At 77.3% G+C, this 22974-nt stretch carries 23 protein-coding genes; 10 read left to right on the top strand and 13 right to left on the bottom strand.

Features of this window, described 5'->3' with window-relative positions:
- Window positions 1-42: 42 nt before the first annotated feature.
- Window positions 43-1356 (top strand): ROK family transcriptional regulator, encoded by a 1314-nt coding sequence (locus tag J5O08_RS10635; RefSeq protein WP_218706816.1) that lies wholly within the window; start codon window positions 43-45, stop codon window positions 1354-1356.
- 40 nt (window positions 1357-1396) lie between these two features.
- A complete protein-coding gene (locus J5O08_RS10640; RefSeq protein WP_218706817.1) occupies window positions 1397-3571 on the top strand; it encodes an alpha-galactosidase in 2175 nt (724 codons plus the stop codon).
- Window positions 3572-3622: 51 nt separating this feature from the next.
- Here the strand turns inward: J5O08_RS10640 and J5O08_RS10645 are convergent, their stop codons facing one another.
- Window positions 3623-4516, bottom strand: coding sequence for a LacI family DNA-binding transcriptional regulator (locus J5O08_RS10645; RefSeq protein WP_218706818.1), 894 nt, complete (start codon window positions 4514-4516; stop codon window positions 3623-3625).
- 59 nt (window positions 4517-4575) lie between these two features.
- Here J5O08_RS10645 and J5O08_RS10650 point away from each other — a divergent pair, with 59 nt between their 5' ends.
- Window positions 4576-5799, top strand: a complete 1224-nt coding sequence (locus J5O08_RS10650; protein ID WP_218706819.1) for an ROK family transcriptional regulator — start codon at window positions 4576-4578, stop codon at window positions 5797-5799.
- A gap of 87 nt (window positions 5800-5886) precedes the next feature.
- Here J5O08_RS10650 and J5O08_RS10655 read toward each other — a convergent pair whose 3' ends face one another.
- Complete coding sequence (locus J5O08_RS10655; protein WP_218706820.1) at window positions 5887-7341, bottom strand: lipase maturation factor family protein; 1455 nt, start codon at window positions 7339-7341, stop codon at window positions 5887-5889.
- Window positions 7342-7605: 264 nt separating this feature from the next.
- Here J5O08_RS10655 and J5O08_RS10660 point away from each other — a divergent pair, with 264 nt between their 5' ends.
- Window positions 7606-8328 carry a PadR family transcriptional regulator gene (locus tag J5O08_RS10660; RefSeq protein ID WP_218706821.1) on the top strand — a complete coding sequence of 241 codons (723 nt, stop codon included), beginning with the start codon at window positions 7606-7608 and terminating at the stop codon, window positions 8326-8328.
- A 94-nt stretch (window positions 8329-8422) separates the two neighbouring features.
- Here the strand turns inward: J5O08_RS10660 and J5O08_RS10665 are convergent, their stop codons facing one another.
- From J5O08_RS10665 to J5O08_RS10680, 4 genes are all read right to left on the bottom strand, one after another.
- Window positions 8423-8803, bottom strand: coding sequence for a VOC family protein (locus J5O08_RS10665; RefSeq protein WP_218706823.1), 381 nt, complete (start codon window positions 8801-8803; stop codon window positions 8423-8425).
- A 76-nt stretch (window positions 8804-8879) separates the two neighbouring features.
- Window positions 8880-9668, bottom strand: a complete 789-nt coding sequence (locus J5O08_RS10670) for a YoaK family protein (RefSeq protein ID WP_218706824.1) — start codon at window positions 9666-9668, stop codon at window positions 8880-8882.
- A gap of 135 nt (window positions 9669-9803) precedes the next feature.
- Entirely contained in the window at window positions 9804-10292 is a 489-nt protein-coding gene (locus tag J5O08_RS10675; protein WP_218706826.1) for an SRPBCC domain-containing protein, read from the bottom strand.
- Window positions 10289-10639 carry a metalloregulator ArsR/SmtB family transcription factor gene (locus J5O08_RS10680; protein ID WP_218706828.1) on the bottom strand — a complete coding sequence of 117 codons (351 nt, stop codon included), beginning with the start codon at window positions 10637-10639 and terminating at the stop codon, window positions 10289-10291. The genes J5O08_RS10675 and J5O08_RS10680 overlap by 4 nt, the downstream gene beginning before the upstream one ends.
- Before the next feature lie 75 nt (window positions 10640-10714).
- On the opposite strand from J5O08_RS10680, the gene J5O08_RS10685 reads away from it, so the two are divergent.
- Complete coding sequence (locus J5O08_RS10685; RefSeq protein ID WP_217616236.1) at window positions 10715-11101, top strand: DUF1304 domain-containing protein; 387 nt, start codon at window positions 10715-10717, stop codon at window positions 11099-11101.
- Window positions 11102-11128: 27 nt separating this feature from the next.
- Here J5O08_RS10685 and J5O08_RS10690 read toward each other — a convergent pair whose 3' ends face one another.
- From J5O08_RS10690 to J5O08_RS10700, 3 genes are read right to left on the bottom strand one after another with little or no spacing between them, the layout of a single operon-like run.
- Window positions 11129-11995, bottom strand: coding sequence for an ABC transporter permease (locus J5O08_RS10690; RefSeq protein ID WP_218706829.1), 867 nt, complete (start codon window positions 11993-11995; stop codon window positions 11129-11131).
- Entirely contained in the window at window positions 11982-12968 is a 987-nt protein-coding gene (locus J5O08_RS10695; protein ID WP_218706830.1) for an ABC transporter ATP-binding protein, read from the bottom strand. The genes J5O08_RS10690 and J5O08_RS10695 overlap by 14 nt, the downstream gene beginning before the upstream one ends.
- Window positions 12965-14197: a hypothetical protein gene (locus J5O08_RS10700; RefSeq protein ID WP_218706832.1), complete on the bottom strand. Its 1233-nt coding sequence runs from the start codon at window positions 14195-14197 to the stop codon at window positions 12965-12967. The genes J5O08_RS10695 and J5O08_RS10700 overlap by 4 nt, the downstream gene beginning before the upstream one ends.
- A gap of 95 nt (window positions 14198-14292) precedes the next feature.
- Between J5O08_RS10700 and J5O08_RS10705 the strand changes: the two genes are divergently transcribed.
- Window positions 14293-14946, top strand: coding sequence for a response regulator transcription factor (locus J5O08_RS10705; RefSeq protein WP_218706834.1), 654 nt, complete (start codon window positions 14293-14295; stop codon window positions 14944-14946).
- Window positions 14943-16361: a HAMP domain-containing sensor histidine kinase gene (locus J5O08_RS10710; RefSeq protein WP_218706836.1), complete on the top strand. Its 1419-nt coding sequence runs from the start codon at window positions 14943-14945 to the stop codon at window positions 16359-16361. The genes J5O08_RS10705 and J5O08_RS10710 overlap by 4 nt, the downstream gene beginning before the upstream one ends.
- A 3-nt stretch (window positions 16362-16364) precedes the next feature.
- Here J5O08_RS10710 and J5O08_RS10715 read toward each other — a convergent pair whose 3' ends face one another.
- Window positions 16365-16847 (bottom strand): NUDIX domain-containing protein, encoded by a 483-nt coding sequence (locus J5O08_RS10715; protein ID WP_308281544.1) that lies wholly within the window; start codon window positions 16845-16847, stop codon window positions 16365-16367.
- Between the two features lie 79 nt (window positions 16848-16926).
- Between J5O08_RS10715 and J5O08_RS10720 the strand changes: the two genes are divergently transcribed.
- Together J5O08_RS10720 and J5O08_RS10725 are read left to right on the top strand one after the other, a co-directional pair.
- Entirely contained in the window at window positions 16927-17334 is a 408-nt protein-coding gene (locus J5O08_RS10720; RefSeq protein ID WP_218706840.1) for a peptidase inhibitor family I36 protein, read from the top strand.
- A 19-nt stretch (window positions 17335-17353) separates the two neighbouring features.
- A complete protein-coding gene (locus tag J5O08_RS10725; RefSeq protein WP_218706841.1) occupies window positions 17354-17959 on the top strand; it encodes an RNA polymerase sigma factor in 606 nt (201 codons plus the stop codon).
- A 1205-nt stretch (window positions 17960-19164) separates the two neighbouring features.
- Here the strand turns inward: J5O08_RS10725 and J5O08_RS10730 are convergent.
- A complete protein-coding gene (locus J5O08_RS10730; protein WP_218706842.1) occupies window positions 19165-20031 on the bottom strand; it encodes an NAD(P)H-hydrate dehydratase in 867 nt (288 codons plus the stop codon).
- A complete protein-coding gene (locus tag J5O08_RS10735) occupies window positions 20024-20740 on the bottom strand; it encodes a histidine phosphatase family protein (RefSeq protein WP_218706843.1) in 717 nt (238 codons plus the stop codon). Before J5O08_RS10735 ends, J5O08_RS10730 begins: the two co-directional genes overlap by 8 nt.
- Before the next feature lie 163 nt (window positions 20741-20903).
- Between J5O08_RS10735 and adhP the strand changes: the two genes are divergently transcribed.
- The gene (adhP, locus tag J5O08_RS10740; RefSeq protein WP_218706855.1) at window positions 20904-21923 is read left to right on the top strand and encodes an alcohol dehydrogenase AdhP; all 1020 of its coding nucleotides are present in this window, start codon (window positions 20904-20906) and stop codon (window positions 21921-21923) included.
- 294 nt (window positions 21924-22217) lie between these two features.
- On the opposite strand, the gene J5O08_RS10745 is transcribed toward adhP, so the two are convergent.
- Window positions 22218-22823: a flavodoxin family protein gene (locus J5O08_RS10745; RefSeq protein ID WP_218706844.1), complete on the bottom strand. Its 606-nt coding sequence runs from the start codon at window positions 22821-22823 to the stop codon at window positions 22218-22220.
- Window positions 22824-22974: the final 151 nt, after the last annotated feature.

Raw genomic sequence — 22974 nt, forward strand, 5'->3', positions numbered from 1 at the left:
CGTTACGTGCTTAAATTAAGCATGTCAAGATATGGTCGGGACATGCGAGCACCTCGTGCCGCGACCGGGGCGCTCGTCCTCGACCTGATCCGCACGCACGGCACGGTCAGCAGGGTCGAGCTCGCCGACCGGTCCGGGCTCACCGCGGCGACCATCACGCACGTCGTGCGCGACCTCATGGGCGAGGGCCTGGTGCACGAGGTCGGCCGGGTCACCGGCGGCGTCGGCTCGCCCCGGCGGCTGCTGGAGCTGGACGCCGGGGCGTGGTTCGCGGTCGGCGTGCAGCTCGACCGGTGCGCGAGCAGCGTCGTCGTCACCGACTTCGCGGGGCGGCGGGTCGCGTCCACCGGCGTCCGCGGCGTGGGCCGGGGGGCGCCCGACGACACCCTGCCCGTGCTCGCCCGGCACATCGACCTGCTGCTCGCGGGGGCGGGGATCCCGCGCGACCGGGTGCTCGGCGTCGGGCTGGTCACCCACGGGCCCCAGGACCGCGCGGCCGGCGCCGTGCTCACCGGGCAGCCGACGCCGGAGTGGCGGGACTACCCGCTCACCGGGACGCTCTCCCGGCTGCTCGGGCTGCCGGTGCTGCTGGAGAACGACGCGACCGCCGCCGCCGTGGGCGAGCAGTGGGTCGGCGCGCTCGACGTCGACACCTTCGGCGTGCTCTACATGGCGACCGGCGTGGGCGGCGGCGTGATCGCCGGCTCGGAGGTGTACCGCGGCGGCACCGCCAACCCGGTCGAGATCGGGCACGTGCCGGTCGACCCCGCGGGGCCGGCGTGCGCGTGCGGCAACGCCGGGTGCGTGGAGGTGCTGGCGGGGCCGGGCGCGGTGGTGGCGGCCGCGCTGCGGGACCGTGCGCTCGCGGACCGGCTCGGGCTGACCGGCGGGGGAGACGCGGTGCTCGCCGACTTCCAGCGGGTGGCGCGGGCCGCGGTCGCGGGCGACGCGGCGTGCGCGGCGCTGCTCGCGGCCTCCGCCCGGCACCTCGGCACCGCGGCCGTGACGCTGATGAACCTGTTCGACCTCGACACCGTCGTGCTCGCCGGACCCGCGTTCGGCGTCGCCGGGCCGCTGTACGTCGCGGGGGTGCAGGCGGTCGTCGACGCCGGGGCGCTCGCGCGGCTGCTGCGGCCGGTGCGGGTGCGGCTCTCCCGCGACGTGCGGGTGTCCGCGGCCGTCGGCGGGGCGCTGGTGGTGCTGCGGTCGCCGCTCGGGCGGCCGGGGGTCGCTGCGGCGTCGGGGGTGTCGGCTGCGCACGGTGCTCCTGCCGCGCACGGTGCTCCCGCCGCGGCCGGAGCGTCCGCCGCGTCCCGTGCGTCCGCCGCGTCCGCCGTCTCCGCCGTCCCCGTGTAGACCCCCGTCCGACCCGACCGTCCGACTCGAAGGAGAGCCCGTGACCGACCCGACCCCCACCCCCGCGACCGACCCGGCGTCCTGGACCCTGCTGCGCCGCGACGGCGTCGCCGTCGTCCTCGCCCACCCCCGCGACGGCCTGCCCCAGGTGCAGCACTGGGGCGCCGACCTCGGGCCGCTTGCCCCGGCGGACCTTCCCGGGCTGCGGGCCGCCGCGGACCGGCAGACGCCCCCGGGCACGCTCGACGCCGCCGGGCACCCGTCGCTGCTGCCGCAGGACACCGACGGCTGGCCGGGTCGCCCGGGGCTGCAGCTCGTACGCGACGGCGTGCCGCTCACCCCGCGGTGGCGGCCCGAGCCGCCGGTCGCGGACGAGGACGGCCACGCGGTCGAGGTGATCGCGCGCGACGCCGCCGCCGGGCTGGTGCTGCGCTCGCGGCTGCACCTGGAGCCCGGCGGGTTGCTCGGGATCGACCACCGGCTGGAGGTGGCGCCCGACGCGCCCGGCCCGGTGGAGGTGCAGGCGCTGGAGGCGGCGCTGCCGGTGCCCACCCGCGCGGACGTGGTCACCACGTTCGCCGGCCGGTGGACCCGGGAGAAGGTGCCGGCGACCGGCCCGCTGCCGCGCGGCTCGCTGGCGCGGCAGACGCGGCGCGGCCGCCCGGGCCACGACCACCCGTGGCTGCTGGCCCTGTCCGCCGCGGCGCCGCGCGACCGGGACGGCGAGGTCTGGGCAGTGCACCTCGCGTGGCCCGCTGACGCCACGTACCGCACCGACCGGCTGCCCGACCAGCCGACGCTGCTCGGCGCCGGCGAGCTGCTGCGGGCCGGGGAGGTCGTGGTGGCGCCGGGGGAGGCGTTCGCGGCGCCGACGGCGTGGTTCGCGTGGTCCGGCGCGGGCCTCGACGGCGTGTCCGCGCGGTTCCACCGGTACCTGCGCTCCCGCCCGCAGCACCCCTGCACCCCCCGGCCCCTCGTGCTCAACACCTGGGAGGCGGTCTACTTCGACCACGACCCGGCGACCGTGCTCCGGCTCGCGGAGCGGGCGGCGCGGATCGGCGTCGAGCGGTTCGTGCTGGACGACGGCTGGTTCCTCGCGCGCCGCGACGACACCCGCGGGCTCGGCGACTGGGTGGTCGACCGGGCCGTGTGGCCGGACGGGCTCGGGCCGCTCGCGGAGCGGGTGCACGCCCTCGGCATGCAGTTCGGCCTCTGGTTCGAGCCCGAGATGGTCAGCCTCGACTCCGACCTGGCGCGGGCGCACCCGGACTGGCTGCTGCACGCCCCCGACCGGGTCCCGGACCCCGCGGGGCTGTCGTACCGCACGCAGTACGTGCTGGACCTCGCCCGGCCGGAGGCGCGGGCGCACGTCCTGGGCCAGGTCTCGGCCCTGGTGGCGGAGCTCGGGATCGACTTCATCAAGTGGGACCACAACCGCGACCTGGTCGACGCCCGGCACGACGGCCGGCCCGGCGTCGACGCGCAGACCAGGGCGGTGCTGGGGCTGATGGCGGAGCTGAAGGCGCGGCACCCGGGCCTGGAGATCGAGTCCTGCTCCTCGGGCGGCGCGCGCAGCGACCTCGGCGTGCTGGAGGTCGCCGACCGGGTGTGGGCGTCGGACTCGAACGACGCCGTCGAGCGGCAGGACATCCAGCGGTGGACCGGGCTGCTGCTGCCGCCGGAGCTCGTCGGCGCGCACGTCGGGCCGCCGACCTCGCACAGCTCCGGCCGGACGCTCGACCTGTCGTACCGGCTGGCGACGAGCCTGATGGGCTCCGCCGGCTTCGAGTGGGACGTGCTGTCGTGCTCGGACGAGGAGGTCGAGGTGCTCACCCGGTTCGCGGGGCTGTACCGAGAGCTGCGGCCGCTGATCCACACCGGGACCGCGGTGCACGCGGACGTGCGGGACCCGGCGCTCCGGGTGGTGGGCGCGGTGGCGCCCGACGGCTCGGCGGGGGTGTGGACCGTCGCGACCGTCGCCGCGCTGGAGGACGCCCGGCCGGAGCCGGTCCGGCTGCACGGGCTGCGCCCCGACGTGCGGTACCGGGTGCGGGTGCGCGACGAGGTGGGCGCCGCGCGGTGGGGCTGGATCACGCCGCCCTGGCTGGCCGCGGGCGAGGTGACGCTGCCGGGCCGGGTGCTCGGCGAGGTCGGGCTGCAGATCCCCGCGCTGTGGCCGGCGCAGGCGCTGGTGCTGCACGCCACGGCGGTCTGAGGCGACGGCGCGACGCGCGGGGCGGGGACCGGGGTCGCGCACCGCCCCCGCTCAGCCGCCCGGCGGGACCGGCACGCCGCTGGGCGGCGGCGCCGTCGAGCCGCGCGCGACCACCCGCACCCCCGGGGTGCGGGTGGTCGCCGGCGGCCCGCCCGCCACGGCCCGCAGCAGCACCTCGGCGGTGAGCGCGCCGAGCTCGTGCACGTCGCGGCTCACCACGGACAGCGGCGGGTGCGAGATGCGCACGTTCGCCGAGTCGTCCCACGCCAGCACCGACAGGTCCTGCGGGACTCTCACCCCGAGCCGCGCCGCCTCGCGCAGGCCGGCCAGCGGCATCAGGTCGTTGTCGTACACGATCGCGGTCGGCGGCTCGGGCAGCGCGAGCAGCTCGGCGGTGCGCAGGGCGCCGCTGGCCGCGCCGTAGTCGCCCTCCCGGTGCACCACCGCGATCCCGGCGGCGGCCGCGGCCTCGTGGAACGCCCCGGCGCGCACCCGGGTGTGCCGGTACCGCTCCGGGCCCGACACCCAGCCCACCCGGCGGTGGCCGAGGTCCGCCAGGAACGCGACCGCGGTGCGCATCGCGTCGTCGTTGTCGTAGTCGACGACCCACCGGCCGTCGCCCGGCTCGCCGCCGAGCAGCACGGACGGCAGCCCGAGGTCCCGGCAGACCTGCTCGCGGGGGTCGTCGGCCACCAGGTCGGAGATCACCACGGCGTCGACGAGCCCGTCCCGGGCCCAGCGGCGGTAGGCCACCAGCTCGGCGTCGAGGTCCGGCACGACGTGCACGAACACGCTCGCGCCGTGCGCGTCGAGCTCCTCCTCCATGCCCGCCAGCAGGTCCGTGTAGAAGGGCTCCAGCGCGCCGTCGTCGTCGGCCGGCAGCAGCGCCAGCCCCACGCGGACGCCGCTGCCCGGCCGCCGGTCGGGCGGCGTCGGCGTCGTCATGCGGGCAGCATCGCACGCCGCGCGCGGCGGCAGTGTCCCGCCGTGCCATGCTGAGCAGCATGGACGGCGTCGAGGTCGGGCAGGGCGCCGGGCGGCGGGGCGGCCGCGCGCCGTCGACCACCCGCTCCCGGGTGCTCGACCTGGTCCGCACCCGCGGGCCGATCAGCCGGGTCGAGCTCGCGGAGCTGACCGGGCTGACCCAGGCGGCGATCTCGCACGCGGTGCGCGCGCTGCTCGACCAGGGGCTGCTCCGGGAGAGCGGCGCGCGCGAGTGGACCGGCGGCAAGCCGCGGGTGATGCTCACGCTCGACCCGCTGGCCCGGTGCGCGGTGGGCGTACAGCTCGGCGCGGACTGGCTGGTGGTCGTGCTCATCGACGCGCGCGGCGCCGTCGTGGCCCGGACCCGGGTGCGCGGCGCGCGCGACGAGGACCCCGAGGCGGTCGTCATCGGCATCGCCGGGGAGATCGACGTGCTGCTCCGGGCCTCCGGCATCGGGCGGGACCGGGTCGCCGGCGTGGGCCTCGCCGTCCCGGGCACCCTGGACCTCGACGCGGGCGCCATCACGGTCTCCCGCTCGCTGCACCGGTGGCAGGGCTTCCCGGTACGGGCTGACCTCGCGGAGGCCGTCGGGCTGCCGGTGGTGCTGGACAACGATGCGACCGCCGCGGCCGTCGGCGAGTACTGGGCCGGCCGCACCGCCGGGTCGGTCGCGCACTGCACGCTCTACATGGGCGCGGGCATCGGCGCGGGCGTGGTCGTCGGCGGCACCGTGCACCGCGGCGCCAGCGGGAACCCGGGGCCGCTGGGCCGGATGCACCTGCACCGCACCGGGCACGACGCCGGGCCGACGCTCGAGGAGCTCGCCGCGCCGCACGCCGTCGCCCGGCGGGCCCGGGAGGCGGTGGCCGCGGGCCGCACGACCACAGCGCGGCTCAGCGCGGACGGCGACCCGATCACCGACTTCGGGGCTCTGGCCACCGCCGCCGTCCAGGGCGACCCGCTCGCGCTCGAGCTCGTCGAGGACTCCGCGGAGTACCTGGCGGACGCCGCCGTGACCGCCGCGAACCTGCTGGACGTCGACTCGGTGGTGCTGGCCGGACCGGCGTTCAGCACGGCGGGGTCGCTGTACGCGCAGGTGGTCGAGCGCCGGCTGCGGGCCGAGCTGCACGCCGCGGACCGGCACGGGGTGCGCGTGGCGCTCGCGGCGCACGTCGCGGACGCGGCGGCGGTCGGGGCCGCGGCGCTGGTGCTGCAGGAGGACCTGGCGCCGCGGCGGGGGTGAGGCGCCGGGCGCTGCGCGGTTGCGGGCCGGGGTGGTGCCGGGGCCGGGTCGTCGGCGGCGGAGCGGCGCCGGGTCAGCGACGTCGGGTCAGCGGCGCCGGGTCAGCAGCTCCAGGCTCACCGCGTCGACCAGCAGGCCCTTGTCGGCGCGCACCCACCGGTCGCCGGTGGCCCGGTGCTCCGCCGGGGTGGCGAACCGGTACCCGTACAGCCGCGCCCGCACCCACCGCGGGCGCTCGCCGCCGAACGGGTCGTGCGCCAGCAGCCGCAGCGTGGGCCGGTCGGCCTCCAGCAGCTTCGCGAGGAACGGCACGAACCAGCGCAGCTGCGCCGCCGACCCGAGCGCCAGGAACCACATCAGCCAGTCGAGGCGCAGGTGGTACGGCGCGTACTGCCGGGGCAGCCGCCGGACGTCGCCGGGCTTGCCGCGGAACCCGTACTCGAGCCAGGTCGCGGCCTCGGGGTCCTCGTCCCGGGTGCCCTCCACCACCACCTCGGTGCGCCGGCGCGTGATCGTGCCGAACGCGCCGTAGGCGTTGACGAGGTGGAACGGATTGAACGACGCGTTCATCCGCTGGTTCCGCGACACCAGGTTGCGCGCCGGCCAGAACGACAGGACGACGCACAGCGCGGTGACGGCGAGCACGACGGCGACGAACCAGGGTGGCGGGTCGGCCCGCGGCGCGCCGGTGCGGACATCGACGCCGACCAGCCCGAGGACCGCGGCCCAGGACCGGTCGTCGACCGCCGAGGCCGCCAGCACGATGGTCAGCCAGTTCAGCCAGGCGAAGTTGCCGGACAGCACCAGCCAGAGCTGCGTCACGATCATCACCGCGGCGGCCGTGCCCGCCACCGGGCCCGGGACCAGCAGCCCGAACGGCACCACCAGCTGCGCGACGTGGTTCGCCGCGACCTCGACGCGATGCAGCGGGCGAGGGAGCAGGTGGAACAGCCGGCTCGCGGGGCCCGGCATCGGCTGGGTCTCGTGGTGGTAGTACAGCGCCGTCAGGTCGCGCCACGCGGGGTCGCCCCGCCACTTGATCAGGCCCGCGCCGAGCTCCAGCCGGAACACCAGCCACCAGAGCAGCGCCAGGACGGTCCACGGCGGGGCCACCGCGGCCGAGCCGAGGAATGCGACCAGGAACCCGGCCTCCAGCAGCAGCGACTCCCACCCGAACCCGTAGAACGTCTGCCCCACGTTGACCACCGACAGGTAGAGCACCCACAGCACCCCGAACGCGAGCAGCGGCAGCCACGGCGGGCCCTGCTGCGGCAGCCCGGCGACCAGCGCCGTGGCCACGAGGAGACCGACCCAGCCCGCGGCGACCAGCAGCCGGTCGGAGTACCGCCAGGCGAACAGGCTCGGCGCGGCACGGAACGGCACCCGCTCGGTGAACGCGGGGACGGGGAGCAGGCCGCGCTCGCCGAGCAGCGGGCGGAACTGGCGGAGCACGTTCACGAACGCGAGCACGTAGACGGCGGCGACCCCGCGCTGCGCGACCGCGCGGGCGATCGTGTACCCCTCCCCGCCGAACCACTCCACCGCCCCGCCCCTTCCGTCCGCGCCGTGCCGCCGCCGCGCTCAGCCTCGCCCCGCCCCGCCCCGCCCCGCCCCGCCCCGCCTCCCAGCGTCGCCCCCCTCGCCGAGATGGCAACTCTCGGCTGTCTACGGGGGGCACGAGACAGCCGAGAGTTGCCATCTCGGCGGGACGGGTGACCGGGCGCGGCACGCGGCGCGTCGCGGCGTGCCTCGCGGCGTGCACGAGAGGGGTTCACAAGGGAGCGGTAGCGATATATCGTTAGCGTCATGCGATACAACGACACACACGATGAGTTCGAGAGCGAGGGCCGCGACGAGCGGTCCGGTCGCGGCCCGCACGGGTCGCACGAGGGGCACCGCGGTCGCGGGCGGGGGTTCGGCGGCCACGGGCCGCGCGGTTTCGGCCCGGGCGCGGGGTTCGGACCCGGCGGAGGCTTCGGCCCGGGGGGTCCCGGCGGGTTCGGCCCGGGCGGGTTCGGACCCGGTGGGCGGCGCGGCCGGCGACCGCGCGGCGACGTCCGCAACGCCATCCTGCTGCTGCTCGCCGAGCAGCCGATGCACGGCTACCAGCTGATGGAGGCCATCGCGGAGCGCAGCGACGGCCGGTGGCGCCCGAGCCCCGGCGCCGTCTACCCGACGCTGAACCTCCTGGAGGACGAGGGTGTCGTGACGCTCACGGCCTCGGCGGGGCGCAAGCTCGCGACGCTGACCGAGGAGGGCCGCGCCCTCGTCGAGCGGGACGCGGCGTCCTGGCCCGACCCGTTCGCGACCGGCGACGCCGAGCAGGGCGTGGACCTGCGCGCCGAGGTCGGCCCGTTGCTCGAGGCCGTCCGGGCTGTGGGGCGCGGCGGGACCGAGGCGCAGCGGGTGCGCGCGGGCGAGATCCTGGCCGAGGCGCGCCGGTCGGTGTACCGCGTGCTGGCGGGCGACGACCCGGCCGCGCAGCCGGACGCCGGTACCGCCGCCGACCCGGAGGGCCCGGCCGTCTGAGGCCTGGGCGCTGCGGCGGGGGCGCGGGACCGCGCCGGCACGGCTCCGCGCGCGGGAGGGCGACCTCCGCGCGGGTGCGACCCGCCGGTCGCCGTCAGGGCCAGACGTGCGCGTGCTCGGCGAAGTCTGCCGGGTCGCTGTGCACCGGGATCACGCACAGCAGGTGGCCGCCCGGGACGCGCAGCGTCCGGCAGTCGAGCCAGCCGCCGACCTCGACGGCGCCCAGGTCCAGCAGCCGCGCCGTCTCGGCGGCGACGTCGTCGGTCTCCATGTCGAGGTGGTAGCGCGCCGGTCCGCCGATCGACTGCACCGCGGCGACCAGCCCGGGGATGGGGTCCTCGAGGTGCGTGAACTGCTCCTCGTCCGGCACCGACCACGAGGCCACGCCGGTGGCGGCCGACCAGAAGCGCGCCGCGGCGGCGGCCTCGGCGTGCGGGGCGTCGATGAGCAGGGTCGAGATCCGGCTGCGGTGCACGGGCATCCTCCTCGATGTCCCGACGGACGGTAGCGCTCCCACCGCCGCGACCACCAGTCCCGCGAGTTCGAGCCGGTCAGTCGCCGTCGGCGCCGACGCCCGCGGGCACCGGGCGGGCGACGTCCGGTTCCGCGCCCGACGGGGACCGGTCCGCCGGCGCGGTGCCGCCGCGCGCCGCGTTCGTGCCCTCGGCCCCCGTCCGCCGCGTGTGCGTCTCGATCGCGGCCAGCACCACGGCGAGCACCGCCGCGGCGAGCAGCGTCGCGCGCGTGCCGAGCGCGTCCGGCGCGCTCGCCACCGCGCCGATCCCGGCGCCGCCCGCGAACGCCAGCACGATCACGGCGAGACGCAGGGCGACCACCCGCTGGGTCCGGTCGTACCCGCTGAGCCACTCGTAGGCCGCGGTGACGAGGGTGCGCAGGTTCCCGGTGGTCATCGTCGTGCTGTAGGTGGTGTCCCGGACGAGCCGGAAGGTCGTGACCTGCAGCGCGGCGACGAACGCGACCGCCATGGTCGTCACGAGCGTGGGCACCGAGCGCGGCAGCCCCGCGACGGCGACCAGCACGGCGATCTCGGCGAGCAGCACCACTCGGGTCGGGTCGTCGAGCCCGGGCAGCCGGCGGTGCGCCGCCAGCCACTCCGCCGCGACCAGGCCCAGCACGAACGCGCCGATGATCGGCAGGTAGCCCGCCGCCTGGGCCCACTGGCCCTGGGCGGCGTGGATCGCCACGAAGACGACGTTGCCGGTCTGGGCGTTGGCGAACACGCCGCCGTGCGCCACGAACGTGTAGGCGTCGAGGAAGCCGCCGACGACGGCGAGCGCGGCCCCGGTCGCGGGGTGCTCGGGGCGGGTGCGGACCCTCACGGCGCGCGCCGCCCCTCGGGGGTGGTGCGGGTCGGTCGCTGCCGGGTCACGCCGCTCACGCTCCCAGTATGCGCCCAGTCGTCCCATGACTTGGTGGGACCACCGGCCCTGACCGGCCCGCACCGCCCCGCGGGCTCAGCCCTCTGCGAGCAGCGCCGGGATCTGCCCGACCGCCTCGCGCATGCCCTCCTCCATCCCCATCGCGATCACCTGGGCCATCGCCTCGGCGTCCGGGAACCGCGTGGTGATGGTCATGCGCGTCCCGCCGTCGACGGGCGTGAGCTCGGTGCGCATCACGGCGGCGGGCATCGCGTCGTCCGGGTTGCCGTCGGCGTCGGAGAACCCGTCCTGGATCTCGATCGAGCGCGGCGGGTCGACCGCGAGCACCCGCCACCAGCCGTGCGCCCGCGTCCCGTCCGGGCCGGTCATGTAGTACCGCGACTCGGCGCCGGGCGTGAGGTCGTGGGCGGGGAAGGTCGCCGGCCACCCCGGAGGGCCCCACCAGCGGCCGAGCTGCTCGCCCTCGGACCACAGCCGCCACACCCGCTCGGGCGGGGCGGCGAGCTCGGTCACCACGGTGAGCGTCAGCGCGTCGGTGTCCTTGATGGTGTCCACGACGGTCATGAGTCGTCCCCTTCTCGCGTGTCCCCGAGGAGCTCTGCCATGCGGTCGATGCGGCCGCGCCAGATCTCCTCGTACCGGTCGAGCAGCCGTGCGGCCGCCCGGATGGTCGCGACGTCGGCGTGGACGACCTGCTCGCGCCCGTGCCGCTGCTTGGTCACGAGGTGCGCGCGCTCGAGCACCGCGACGTGCTTCTGCACGGCGGCGAAGCTCATCTCGTAGGAGCGCGCGAGGGCGGTCACCGACGCCTCCCGGCGCAGCACCCGCGTGACGATGTCGCGGCGGGTGGCGTCGGCCAGCGCGGCGAACACCCGGTCCACCTCGTCGGGTTCCAGCTGACGTACAACCATGTGGTTGTACGTTACTCGCCTGTGGTCCGGGTCACAAGACCCCGCGGTGGCCCGCGACGCGGCAGACTGGCCCGCATGATCGCCGCCGGACTGGTGCTCGCCGCGCTCGCGGCCCTGGTGCACGTGTACATCTTCACGCTCGAGTCGTTCACGTGGACGTCCCCCCGGACCCGCGCGACCTTCGGCACGACGCCCGAGGGCGCCGAGGCCACGAAGGAGCTCGCGTTCAACCAGGGCTTCTACAACCTGTTCCTCGCGGTGGTCGCGGCGGCGGGGGTCGTCGCGACCGCGACCGGCGCGGACGCCGTGGGCGCGGCGCTGGTGCTGGCCGGCACCGGGTCGATGCTGGCGGCCGCGCTCGTGCTCGTCCTCTCCTCGCCCGACAAGGCCCGGGCGGCCGCGGTGCAGGGCGCGTTCCCGCTCCTCGCGGTCGTCGCCACGGTCGTCGGCCTGCTCGCCTGAGCCGGGGTCCGGGCCGGACCGACCGGCCTAGGACGTCACGTCCGCTGTGGTGAACCGCGCCCACGCCAGCGCCCCGAACACGGCCACCCACGCCGCCTGCACCGCGAGCCCCGAGCCGACGACGCCCCAGTCGACCTGCACCCGCAGGAACTCGGCGAAGTCGAACCAGTGGTGCGTGAGCAGCCCCGGGTGGATCGCCGAGAGCTGCGGCAGCGAGTCCAGGACCGTCGACACCACGGCGACCACGACCGTCGCGGCCATCGCGCCGACGGGCACCTCGGTGAGCGTCGAGAAGAACAGCCCGACCGCGACCAGCCCGGTCAGCGACAGCCCGACGTACGCGACGATCCCGGCGACCCGCACGAGCCCCTCGCCGACGGGCACGGTGCTGCCGGACAGCAGCACCACGTCGTGCACGCCGAAGTAGGCCGCCCCGATCAGCAGCCCGGTCACCGCGACCGCGAGCACCGCGGCGGCGGCGAACGCCAGCGCGGCCAGAGCCTTCACGGCCAGCAGCCGCGTCCGGGGCACGGGGACCACGAGCAGGTAGCGCAGCGTGCCGGCGGACGCCTCGCCGGCGACGGCGTCGCCGGACGCGATGCCGATGCACAGCGGGAGCAGGAACGGCAGGCAGAGGAACAGCGCGGCGACGACCAGGAACAACCCGTTCCCGGTGACCTGCGCCAGGAAGGCGGGGCCCTGCCCCGACAGCGCGCTGTCCCGGGTGACCAGCAGCACCGTGCCGATGACGACCGGCACCAGCGCGAGCCCCGCGAGCAGCACGAGGTTCCGGCGCCGCCCGAGCACCAGGCGCAGCTCGGACCGCAGCAGGCGGGCGAACGCGACCGGCGCGGGCGCGGCCACGGGGGCGTCCAGCACCTCAGCGCGCGACATCGAAGCCCTCCCCGGTCAGCTCGACGAACACCTGCTCCAGGCTCGGCCGGTCGACCTCGAGGCCGACCAGGTCGACGCCCGCGTGCACGAGCGCGGCCGACACCTTCTCGGGCGGCGTCGGGCCGAGCGCCGCGGTGAGCCGCGCCGTCCCCGCACCGCCCGGCAGCGCCCGCCCGTCGCGGGCCACGTCGGCGAGCCCCAGCCCCCGCAGCACGTCCGCGGCGGCGCCGGCCTGCGCGGCGCGGGTGGTCACGGCCAGCCGCGCGCCCTTGCGGTCCGTCAGCGCGGCCCGCTCGCCCTGCAGCAGCAGCCGGCCGCGGCTCATGATCCCGACGTGCGTGCAGACCTGCTCGATCTCGGCGAGCAGGTGCGACGACACGAGCACCGTCGCGCCCCCGTCGGCGAGCTCCCGGACCAGGTGCCGCACCTCGCGGGTGCCCTGGGGGTCGAGGCCGTTGGTCGGCTCGTCCAGCACCAGCAGGTCCCGCGGCTGCAGCAGCGCGGCGGCCAGGCCGAGCCGCTGCTTCATGCCGAGCGAGTACTGCCGGTAGGGCTTGGTCGCCGCCGCCCCGAGACCGACGCGGTCCAGCGCGGCGTCCGCGCGCCGGCGGCTGGTGCGCGGGTCCGCCGTGGCGTCCCCGGCGTCCAGTCGCGCCAGGTTGGCCCGCCCGGACAGGTACGGGTGGAACGCGGGCCCCTCGACGAGCGCGCCGACCCGGGGCAGCACCCGCGCGGCCTCCTCCGGCATCGCCGCGCCGAGCAGCCAGGCGCGCCCGGCCGTCGGGTGGGCGAGGCCGAGCAGCATGCGGATCGTGGTCGTCTTCCCGGACCCGTTCGGCCCGAGGAACCCGTACACGGCGCCGCGAGGCACGGCCAGGTCCAGGCCGTCGACGGCGACCTGGCCGCTCCGGAACCGCTTGGTCAGGCCGGCGGTCCGGACGGCCAGGTCGCCGTCGTGGTGCGCGTCGCTCATGCCGCGGCGCGCAGGGCGTCCGCCGGCACCGAGCCGACCAGCACCCGGCCGTCGTCGGTGATCAGCACCGACAGCAGGGTCGAGCTGAGCAGCCGGCCCTCGGGGACCGCGGTGGTGAGCTGGTCGTAGAGCGCCGTGGTGTCGAGCGACGGCCGGCCGGGGGTGCCGTCCTCGTCGCTCGGGACGAACTGCTGCACGAGGTCCTGCGCCTCCTCGGAGCCGAGCACGCGCTCCGCGCCGGGGACGGTGGCGAGCGAGGCGGCGTCCCCGCCGACCAGGCCCGCGACGTCGACGTCGCTCAGCGTGACGACGGTCGACCAGCCGGAGCCCGCGACCGCGACGCCGTCGAGGAGCGGCGGGACGGTCCCGGGGTCGGCCGCGCCCTCCGGCACCTCCGGCAGCGGCACGACCACGTCCTCGGTGGCGGCGCCGGCGGGGGCGGAGAACGCCAGCACGGAGTCGTCGGGCGCGGTGAACTGCACGTCGGTGAACCCGACCTCGAGCGAGGGGGCCGCGCCGTCGGAGGTGGACCAGGTCTGGACCCGCAGCGGCTGGGCGGTCTCGGCGTCCACCGCGACGACGACCCGGGACACGAGCGTCCCGTCGTCGGTGGGGCTCACCACGAGCTGGTAGGCGTCCCGGCCGGCGACCGTCGTCGGGCTGTCGACGGTGACGTCGGCGTCCTGCTCGGCGAGCGCCAGCACCTGCGCGGCGGCCGCCTCGGGGGTGGGCAGGTCGGCGGCTCCGGCCGCGGCGGCCCGGTCGGCGAGCGCCTGGTACCGCGCCACGTCCGCGGGGTCGAGCGTGTAGTGCGTGACCGCGTCGTCGGTGGACGAGTAGGTCCACGCCTCCGCGCCGTCGTGCACGACCGAGTACTCCGAGGTCGCCCCGAGCAGCGAGACCCGGGACCGCTCCGCGCCGTCGGACCACACCCGCAGCGTGGAGGAGCCGCCCAGCAGGTTGAGCGGGTCCGCGCCGGTCATCTCCGCCGGCAGCTCGGGCAGGCCCAGGCGCGCGGTGTAGACGACGGTGCCCTGCACGGGCGTCGGCTCGGCGTCCGCGACCCTGCTCAGCAGCTCCTGCGGGGTGAGCGCCGGGAGGTCGGCGTCGCCCGAGGAGGCGAGCGCCGGGACGCCGACCGCGGCGGCCACCGCCACGGCGACGACCCCGGGCACGGCCCAGCGGGCACGGGGGGAGAGGGTGCGGCGGGGGCGCTCGGTGTCGGCCATGACCCCACTGTGCGCCACCCGGCCTGAGGCGGCGCTGAGAACGCCGCGGCCGGTCGGGGGCGGCCGTGCGCCGCCCGCGGTGCGATGCTGCGGGGGTGCGGGTGCTGGTGGTGGACGACGAGCGCGGGCTGGTGGACGCCCTGCGCCGCGGGCTGACGGCCGAGGGGTTCGCGGTCGACGTGGCGTACGACGGCGCCTCCGGGCTCGATCTCGCGACCGACCGCGACTACGACGCGATCGTGCTCGACGTGATGCTGCCGCGGCGCAACGGCTACGACGTCGTCACCGGCCTGCGCGCCGCCGGGGTCACCACCCCGGTGCTGCTGCTGAGCGCGAAGGACGGGGAGCACGACGTCGCGGACGGGTTGGACGTCGGGGCCGACGACTACCTGACCAAGCCGTTCTCGTTCGTCGTGCTCGTCGCGCGGATCCGGGCGCTGCTGCGCCGGCCGCCGCAGGTGCGGCCCGCGGTGCTCACGGTCGGCGACCTGGTGCTCGACCCCGCCGCGCGCGCCGTGACCCGGGCCGGGGAACCGGTCGATCTCACGGCGCGCGAGCTGGCGCTGCTCGAGTACCTCATGCGGCACGCGGACCGGGTCGTCGGGAAGGTCGAGCTGCGGGACCACGTCTGGGACGGGCCGGGCGAGGACGGCAACGTCGTCGAGGTGTACGTGGGGTACCTGCGCCGCAAGCTCGGGCGGGAGGCGATCGCGACCGTCCGCGGCGCGGGCTACCGGGTCGCGGGGTGAGCGGCAGCCGGCCGCGGCGGGCTCGGTGGTCGCTGCGCGCCCGGCTCACCGTGCTCACGGCCGGGCTGCTGTGCGCCGCGCTGGTCGTCGGGGCGGTCGTGCTCAGCACGGTGCTGTCCCGCGGGCGGGTGGCGGCGCTCGACGAGGTGGTGCGGGCACGTGCGGAGACCGTGTCGGCGCTGGTGGCGAGCGACCAGGTCCCCGAAGCGCTGCCCGTGGCCGAGCCGGGGGAGATCGTCCAGGTGCTCGACGCCGGTGGCCGGGTCGTCGCCACGTCGCCGACCGCCAGCCGGACCCTGCCGGTGCTCGCCGGGGACGCGCTGGCGGACCTGCGGGCACGGGCCGCTGCGGCGCCGGGCGAGGCGGTCGTCGGCGGGACCGAGGCGTCCGCGTACGACCGCGCGGCCCGGGCGGCGGTGGTCGCGCCCCCCGGTGCCCCCGACGGGACGGTGGTGGTCGCGACGGTCCCGGTGGCCGAGGTCGAGGGGCTGGTCCGGGCACTCCGCCTGGCGCTCGCCGGCGTGGTGCCGGTGCTGACCGCGCTGTTCGCCGCCGCGATCTGGGTGGCCCTCGGGCGCGCGCTGCGGCCGGTCGAGCGCCTGCGGTCCGCGGCGGCGCAGGTGGCGCGGGTCGGCGGACCCGGTTCGCTGCCGGACCCCGGCACCGACGACGAGGTCGGCGCGCTGGCCCGGACGCTCAACGAGATGCTGGACCGGCTCGAGGAGGCGGCGGGCAGGCAGCGCGCGTTCGTCGCGGACGCCGCGCACGAGCTGCGCACCCCGCTGGCGGCGCTGCGGGCCCAGCTCGAGGTGGCCGGCACGCACCCGGAGGCGTACGCGCCCGGGGAGCTCGTCGAGGGCCTCGGCGACCAGGTGCGGCGGATGCAGGCGCTGGTCGACGACCTGCTGCTGCTCGCGCGCCTCGGGTCGCGCCCGGTTCCGGACGCCGTCGTGGACCTCGCCGAGGTCGCGCGGGAGGCGACGGCGCTCGCGGCGGCCGGGGCCGTGGGTGCGGAGGCGCTCGGTGCGCCCGCGGCGACCGGCGCGCCGGCGCGGCCCGTGGCGCTCGAGGTGGTCGGCGCGGGGCGGGCGCGGGGGGACGCGGCGGCGCTGGGCCGGGTGGTCCGCAACCTCGTCGACAACGCGATCGGGCACGCGGCGGGGTCGGTGCGCGTCGAGGTCGCCGACGGGCTGGTGGCGGTCGTCGACGACGGCCCGGGGGTCGCCGCGCCCGACCGGGAGCGGGCGTTCGCGCGGTTCGTGCGCCTGGACGCGGCGCGGGCGCGCCCCGGTGGCGGCAGCGGGCTCGGGCTGGCGATCGCCCGGGAGATCGCGCGGGAGCACGGGGGCGACGTGGTCCTGGCCGACCGGCCCGACGGCGCGCCCGGCCTGCGGGCGGAGCTGCGGCTGCCCTGACGCTCAGGAGGGCAGCGACACGACCGCCGGCAGGCCGCCGTCGCGGACGCCGTCGAGCACCAGCCGCTCGTGCGGCACGACGAGCTCGGGGAGCGCGCCGAGGGGGAACCAGCGCATCTCGACGGCCTTGTCCGGCTCGGCGACCGCCGGGTCGCCGGACCAGCGCCGCGCGACGAAGAACCAGTCGCAGCGCTGCTCGACCTGCGGCCCGCCCCGCTCGAACCGGTGCAGCGACGTCACGGGCTCGAGGTCCGCCGGGTCGATCCGCACGCCGGCCTCCTCCGCCGCCTCGCGCACCGCCGCCTCGTGGACGGACTCGCCCGGGTCGACGTGCCCGGCGAGCGTCGCCCACCGGCCGTCCATGTAGCCGGTGCCGTGGCGGAGCTGCAGCAGCACCTCGTCCCCGCGGAGCAGGAGCACGTAGGCGGCGGCGACGAGCAGCGAGCGGTGGCCCAGGTGGTCGTCGGGTGCGTAGCGGTCGGTCACGGGGCACGACTCTGCCATGCGGGCCGTCGTGTGACGCATCTCACAGGCGGCGCGCGTGACAGGCTCGGAGCATGGCGGGATGACACCCCATGTGCAGCCCACCACCGCCCGTCGCCTCCGCGCCGCCCTCGTCGGCGTCGTGGCGCTCGGCGTGTCCGCGCTCGCCGCACCCGCGAGCGCGGCGGACGACGACCCGGGGCCCGTGGAGGTGACGGGGTACAGCGCCAGCCAGTGCGCGGCCGGGCGGTTCTGCCTCTGGAGCGGCACCGGGTACTCGGGCACGTTCTGGTCCACCGGCACGTCGGGGCTGCAGGCCACGTCGATCGCGAGCGCCGGCTCCGTCTGGAACCGGATGGCCGTGGACGTGCGCACGTACTCCGGGTCGGGTGGCACCGGCGGCGTCACCTGCTGGAACGCCGGGGCGCAGACGCCGACGACGTCCGTGGGCAGCCTCTCGGTCCGTACGATGACTGCGACGACATGCTGACGAGCGACCTGAGGACGGCGTGGGGGCAGGGGGCGACGAGGGCGCGGACGGCGCCCTCGCGGGTGACGGCGACGCCGACGCGTTCGCCGCTGCCTACCGCCTGCTCGCGCCCCAGGTCCGCGGGTACGCCCGCCGCCAGGTCCCGGACGACCTCGCCGAGGACGTGGTCGCGGAGACCTTCCTGGTGCTGTGGCGCCGGTGGGCCGACGCGCCCGTTCCCGCCGCCGAGCTCCGGCCCTGGGTGTTCGGCGTCGCCCGCAACAAGGTCAAGCACGCCCACGAGCAGCGCAGCCGCCAGCTGCGCACCGTCGCGGGCGTCGCGGCGGCCGAGCCCACCCGGGCGCCGGTCGCGGACCCGTCGGACCGGCTTGCCGGCGACGACCTGGCCCGGTGGCTGCTCGCCCAGCTGCCGCCGGCCGAGAGCGAGGCGATGTCGCTGACCGTGTGGGCCGGGCTCACGCCGAGCGAGGCGGCCGAGGTGCTCGGCTGCTCGCTCACCGCGCTCACCTCGCGGCTGTCCCGGGCCCGCGCCCGGCTGGCCGCGGTGCTCGACGGCACGACGCACGACGGCAGCACCCACGACGGCACGACGCACACCTCAGGACCCGGGGGGAGGGACCGATGACCGACGACGACCGCGACGCCGAGCTCCGCGGCGCCCTCGCCGAGGCGGACGCCCTGCGGGGCCTGCTCGCCGCGCACGGCGTCGGCGCCCCGGCGCCGGCCGCCCACCCGGGCGACGAGGAGCTGCTGGCCCGGATCCTGGCGACGGACCCGTCGGCACCGGTCGGTGCCGGCGGCGACGCCGGGCCCGCACCGGCCCCGGTCGTCCCCCTGCGCGCCTCCCGCGCCGACCGCGCCCCGCGCCGCGCCCGCCGCTGGGTCGCCGCCGCCGCAGGAGTCGCCGCGGCCGCGGTCGGCGGCACCGTGCTCGCCCTGCTCCCGCTGCACGACCCGCCGACCGCGGTCGCGAGCGGCTCCCCGCCGATGCTCGCCTACCCCGTCACCCCGGAGGAGCTGGCGGCCGGCGGGGGCGAGCCGGCGCACGACACGCTGCTCGAGCTCGCGGACGCCGCGGCCGCGCACCCCGACCCCGAGCCGGCCGGCGACGTGCAGCACGTGCTGGCGCAGGCCTGGTACCTCAGCACGGTCGTCGGCGGCGACGGCACCCCGACGTCGACGGTCGACCCGGTGGTCCGGGAGACCTGGTTGAGTCCCGACGGGTCGCTCGTCGCGCTGGAGTGGCGCGGTCAGCACCTGGGCGAGGACGGGCTGCTCGCCGCGGTCGACACCACGCCGGCGGACGCGGCGGTGGACCGGATCCCGGCGGGGACGTTCGACCCCGGGCTGTTCAGCGCGATGTCCGACGACCCGGCCACGCTGCGCGCCGAGCTCCTCGAGGCGGCTGGCGGCGCGGCGATCGGCTGCGGCCCCGACACGACCTACGCGGCGTGGTGCCTCTACCAGGCCGCCGCGATCGTCTCCGACGGGTACGTCCTGCCCTCGACGTTCGAGTCGACGCTGTGGACGGTCCTGGCCGACGAGCCGGGCGTGACGCTCGCCGGCGAGGTGACCGACCGGACCGGGCGGCGCGCCGTGGCGCTCGGCGTCCCCGGCGGTCCGCCGACCGGCATCGAGGCGGTGCAGGTGCTCCTCGTCGACGCGGGCACCGGGCGGATGTCCGGGCACGAGGAGGTCACGCTGCGCTCCGAGCCGGCCGGCATCGACGAGCCCACCGTCACCCAGTTCCGGTACGTCGTCGGCGCGGACCTCGTCGCCGAGCCGGGCGGGGGCCGGGCGGGCGACGGTGCCGCGCCGGACGCCGCGCCGTCAGGCCTGCAGCTCGACCAGGACGGCCGGGACCTCGTCCGCCAGCTCGCGCGCCAGGTAGCCCAGCGGTCCGACGCGGGCGGCGAGGCGGTCGCCGGCGGACCCGTGGACGGCGGTGCCCCAGCAGGCGGCCTGCTCGGGAGGGGCGCCGCCGGCGAGGAGACCCGCGACGGCTCCCGCCAGCACGTCGCCGCTGCCTGACGTCCCGAGCCCGGGGTAGCCGGTCGCCGACGCCCACCGCCGCCCGTCCGGGTGCGCGATCGTCCCGGCGCAGCTCACGACCGCGCCCCACCGCTCGGCCACCCGGACCGCCGCGTCGTCCGGGTCGACCTCGTCGACCCCCAGCAGCCGCGCCGCCTCGGTCGTGTTCGGGGTGAGCACCGTGCGGCCCTCCGGCAGCGCGACCTCGTCCCGCAGGCCCGGCAGCACGCCGAGCGCGAAGGCGTCGAGCAGCACGGCCGCGTCCCGGCCGGCGAGGGCGCCGAGCACCGACCGCACCAGGGCCGCGGCGCCCTCGGGCTCGTCCAGCCCCGGGCCCACGACGACGGCGTCGGCGCGCTCGAGCTCCGCGGCCAGGTGCGGCGGCGTCGCGCCGGTGGGGGAGCCGTCGGCGTCCTCCGGCAGCGCCAGCACGCCGGCCTCGGGCGTGGCCACGGCGAGCGGCGCCGCGACGGACTCGGCCACCGCGAGCGTCAGCCGCCCCGCGCCGATCCGGAGCGCCGTCACGCCGGCGAGCGCCGCGGCGCCCGGGGTGCGGCGGGCGCCGCCGACGACGAGCACGCCGCCGCGCACGTCCTTGGCGCCGTCGCGCGCCGGCAGCGGCCAGCCGCGCAGCAGCGCCGGGGTGAGGGCGGGCGCGTCACTCATCGCCCTGCCCCGGGTGCTCGGTGACCTCGGCGCCGCCGAGGTGCGCGACGTCGTCGACGACCTCGGCGCGCCACCCGTCCGGGCCGCCGACCAGGACCGTCACGGACGCGTTCCGCACGCTGTGCTCGGCGACCTGCGCCATCAGCTCGTCCTCCGTCAGCCCCTCGCAGACGTACCGCAGCAGCCAGATGACGGCGTCGTGGCAGACGACCAGCACGCGCCGGCCCGCCTCGCGCCGCTCGATGTCCGCGACGGCCGAGCGGAGCCGCAGCGCGACGTCGGCCCAGGACTCCCCACCGGGCGGCCGGAAGTACATCTTCCCGAGCCGGTCGCGGCGGGCGGCCTCGTCCGGGAACCGGGCGTCGACCCCGTGGCTGGTGAGGCCGTCGAGGATGCCGAGCTCCCGGTCCCGCAGCCGCTCGTCCACGACCGTCCGCAGCGGCAGGCCGGCCTTCTCGAGCGCCAGCTCGGCGGTCCGCCGGGCCCGGACGTAGGGCGACACCCAGAGGACCTCGGGGGCCTCCTCGGGCGGCAGCGTGGCGAGGTGGGCGCCGAGCGCGCGGGCCTGCTCCTCCCCGGTGCCGGACAGCGGGGTGTCGGCGTCGCGCCAGGGCACGCCGACCGTCTCGGCGCCGGCGCGCTCCGCGCGGGTCGCGGCGACGTTGCCCTCGCTCTCCCCGTGGCGGACGAGCACGAGTCTGCTGGTCATGACCCCACCGTCGCAGGACGCCTCGCGGGCCGCATCCGGACGCGGTCGGTCCCGGGGGTGGGCCCTCGGTCCCTGCCGGAGCGCCGGGCGGCGGCGATACGTTCTCGTGACAGCGTTCACAAGGTGGTGGACGCGCGGCGTGAGGAGAGCTGCTGTGCCCGAGATGATGAAGGCCGCGGTCGTCCGCGACCTCGGCGCCCCGCTGGTCGTCGAGGAGCGCCCGGTGCCGGTTCCGGGTCCGCACGAGGCGCTGGTCCGGGTCGACTACTCCGGCGTGTGCCACACCGACCTGCACGCCGCGCGCGGCGACTGGCCCGTGAAGCCGTCGCCGCCGTTCGTGCCCGGGCACGAGGGGGCGGGTCGGGTGGTCGCGGTCGGCTCCGAGGTGCGCGGCGTCCGAGAGGGCGACCGGCTGGGCAACGCCTGGTTGGCGACGGCCTGCGGGACGTGCCGGGACTGCCTGCGCGGCTGGGAGACGCTGTGCACCGGGCAGCAGAACTCCGGGTACTCGGTCGACGGCTCGTTCGCCGAGTACATGCTCGTCGACGCGCGGTACGCGCCGCGGATCCCCGAGGGGGTCGACGCGGCCGGCGTCACGGCCCTGCTGTGCGCGGGCGTCACGGTCTACAAGGGCCTCAAGGTCGCCGACGCGAAGCCGGGGGACTGGGTGGTGGTCTCCGGGATCGGCGGGCTCGGGCACATGGCGATCCAGTACGCCGCCGCGATGGGCTACCGGGTGATCGCCGTGACGGGCTCGGAGGCCAAGCGCGCGTCCGCGCTAGAGTACGGCGCCGAGCTGGTGGTCAACCACCGCGACGGCGACCCGGGGGAGGCGGTGCACGACCTCGTGGGCGGCGCGCACGCGGCGCTGGTCACGGCGGTCAGCGAGTCGACGTTCCCGCAGGCGCTGTCGATGCTGCGCCGCGGCGGGACGGTGTCGCTGGTCGGGCTGCCGCCGGGCACCTTCCCGCTGTCGATCTTCGACACCGTGCTGCGCGGGCTGACCGTCCGCGGGTCGATCGTGGGCACCCGGCTCGACATGCAGGAGGCGGTCGACTTCTACGCGCGCGGGCTCGTGCGCACCAAGTACGAGCTGCGGCCGCTCGACGCGGTGAACGACGTGTTCACGCGGATGGAGACCGGCACGATCGACGGGCGGGTGGTCCTCGACATGGGGCTGTGACCGGCCGTGACTTGATGTGATCTAGGTCACACGACGGCGACGTGACGGATCGGCGTTCCCTGCGGACTACACGGGTGACGCGCACGGCGGGTGTGGAGGGCACCGGCCGGCGCGCGGCGGCACCGTCCGAGCCCGCAGGGGGCGGCTCGGCCGGCACCGCCGCACCCGATCGGCCCCCGGGAGCAGCGCTCCCGGGGGCCGTTGCGGTTGCGCGCGCGGATGCGCGGGGGCGAAGGAGGCCGGCGGGGTCGCCGGTGAGGCGGCCGGTGCACGGCCGTCGCGGACGCCGCCGCGTCAGGACGCGGGCGGGCCGAGCGGGGTCGCGGCCAGCGCGCGGGCCACGCCCACCAGGTTCTGCGCCATCGCGCGCCCCGTCGACCGGCTCCACTCGTGGCCCTCGTCGGTGCCGGAGTAGTCCGGCCCAGGGCCCGGCCCGCGGTTCCAGTAGGTCCAGCCCTGCGGTGCGACGGTGAAGCCGATGTCCACCAGCGCGCCGGCGATCTCGGAGATGACGTGGTGCGCGCCGTCCTCGTTGCCGGTGACGACCACCCCCGCGACCCGGTTGTAGGCCACCGGGCGGCCGGCGTCGTCCGTCTCGGAGATCATCGCGTCCATCCGCTCCAGCATCTTCTGGGCGATCGACGACGGGTGGCCGACCCAGGTCGGCGTGGCGACGACCAGGATCTCGGCGTCGAGCACCGCGCGACGCACCGCCGGCCACTCGTCGGTGCCGCCCAGGTCGGACTCGACCCCGGGCGGGATGTCGTGGTCGGCCAGCCGGATGGTGCTGACCTCGACGCCGTGGCCCTCCAGGGCCTCGACGACGACGCGCGCGAGCTGCTCGGTGTTCGACGGCTGCGGCGACGGCTTCAGCGTGCAGTTCAGGACGACGGCTCTCATGCCCCCACGCTCCTCCTGCGCCACGGATCCGGCGACCGGGCCGCCCGCGCGCCCGCCCGCCCGCCCGCGCCCGCCCACTCGCGCCCGCCCCGCGCCGAGATAGGACCTCCGCGCCGAGATAGGGCCGACCACGGTCCTATCTCGGCGCGCC

The organism is Cellulomonas sp. PS-H5, from assembly GCF_019265565.1.
In the GTDB taxonomy this organism is placed as follows: Bacteria; Actinomycetota; Actinomycetes; order Actinomycetales; family Cellulomonadaceae; genus Cellulomonas.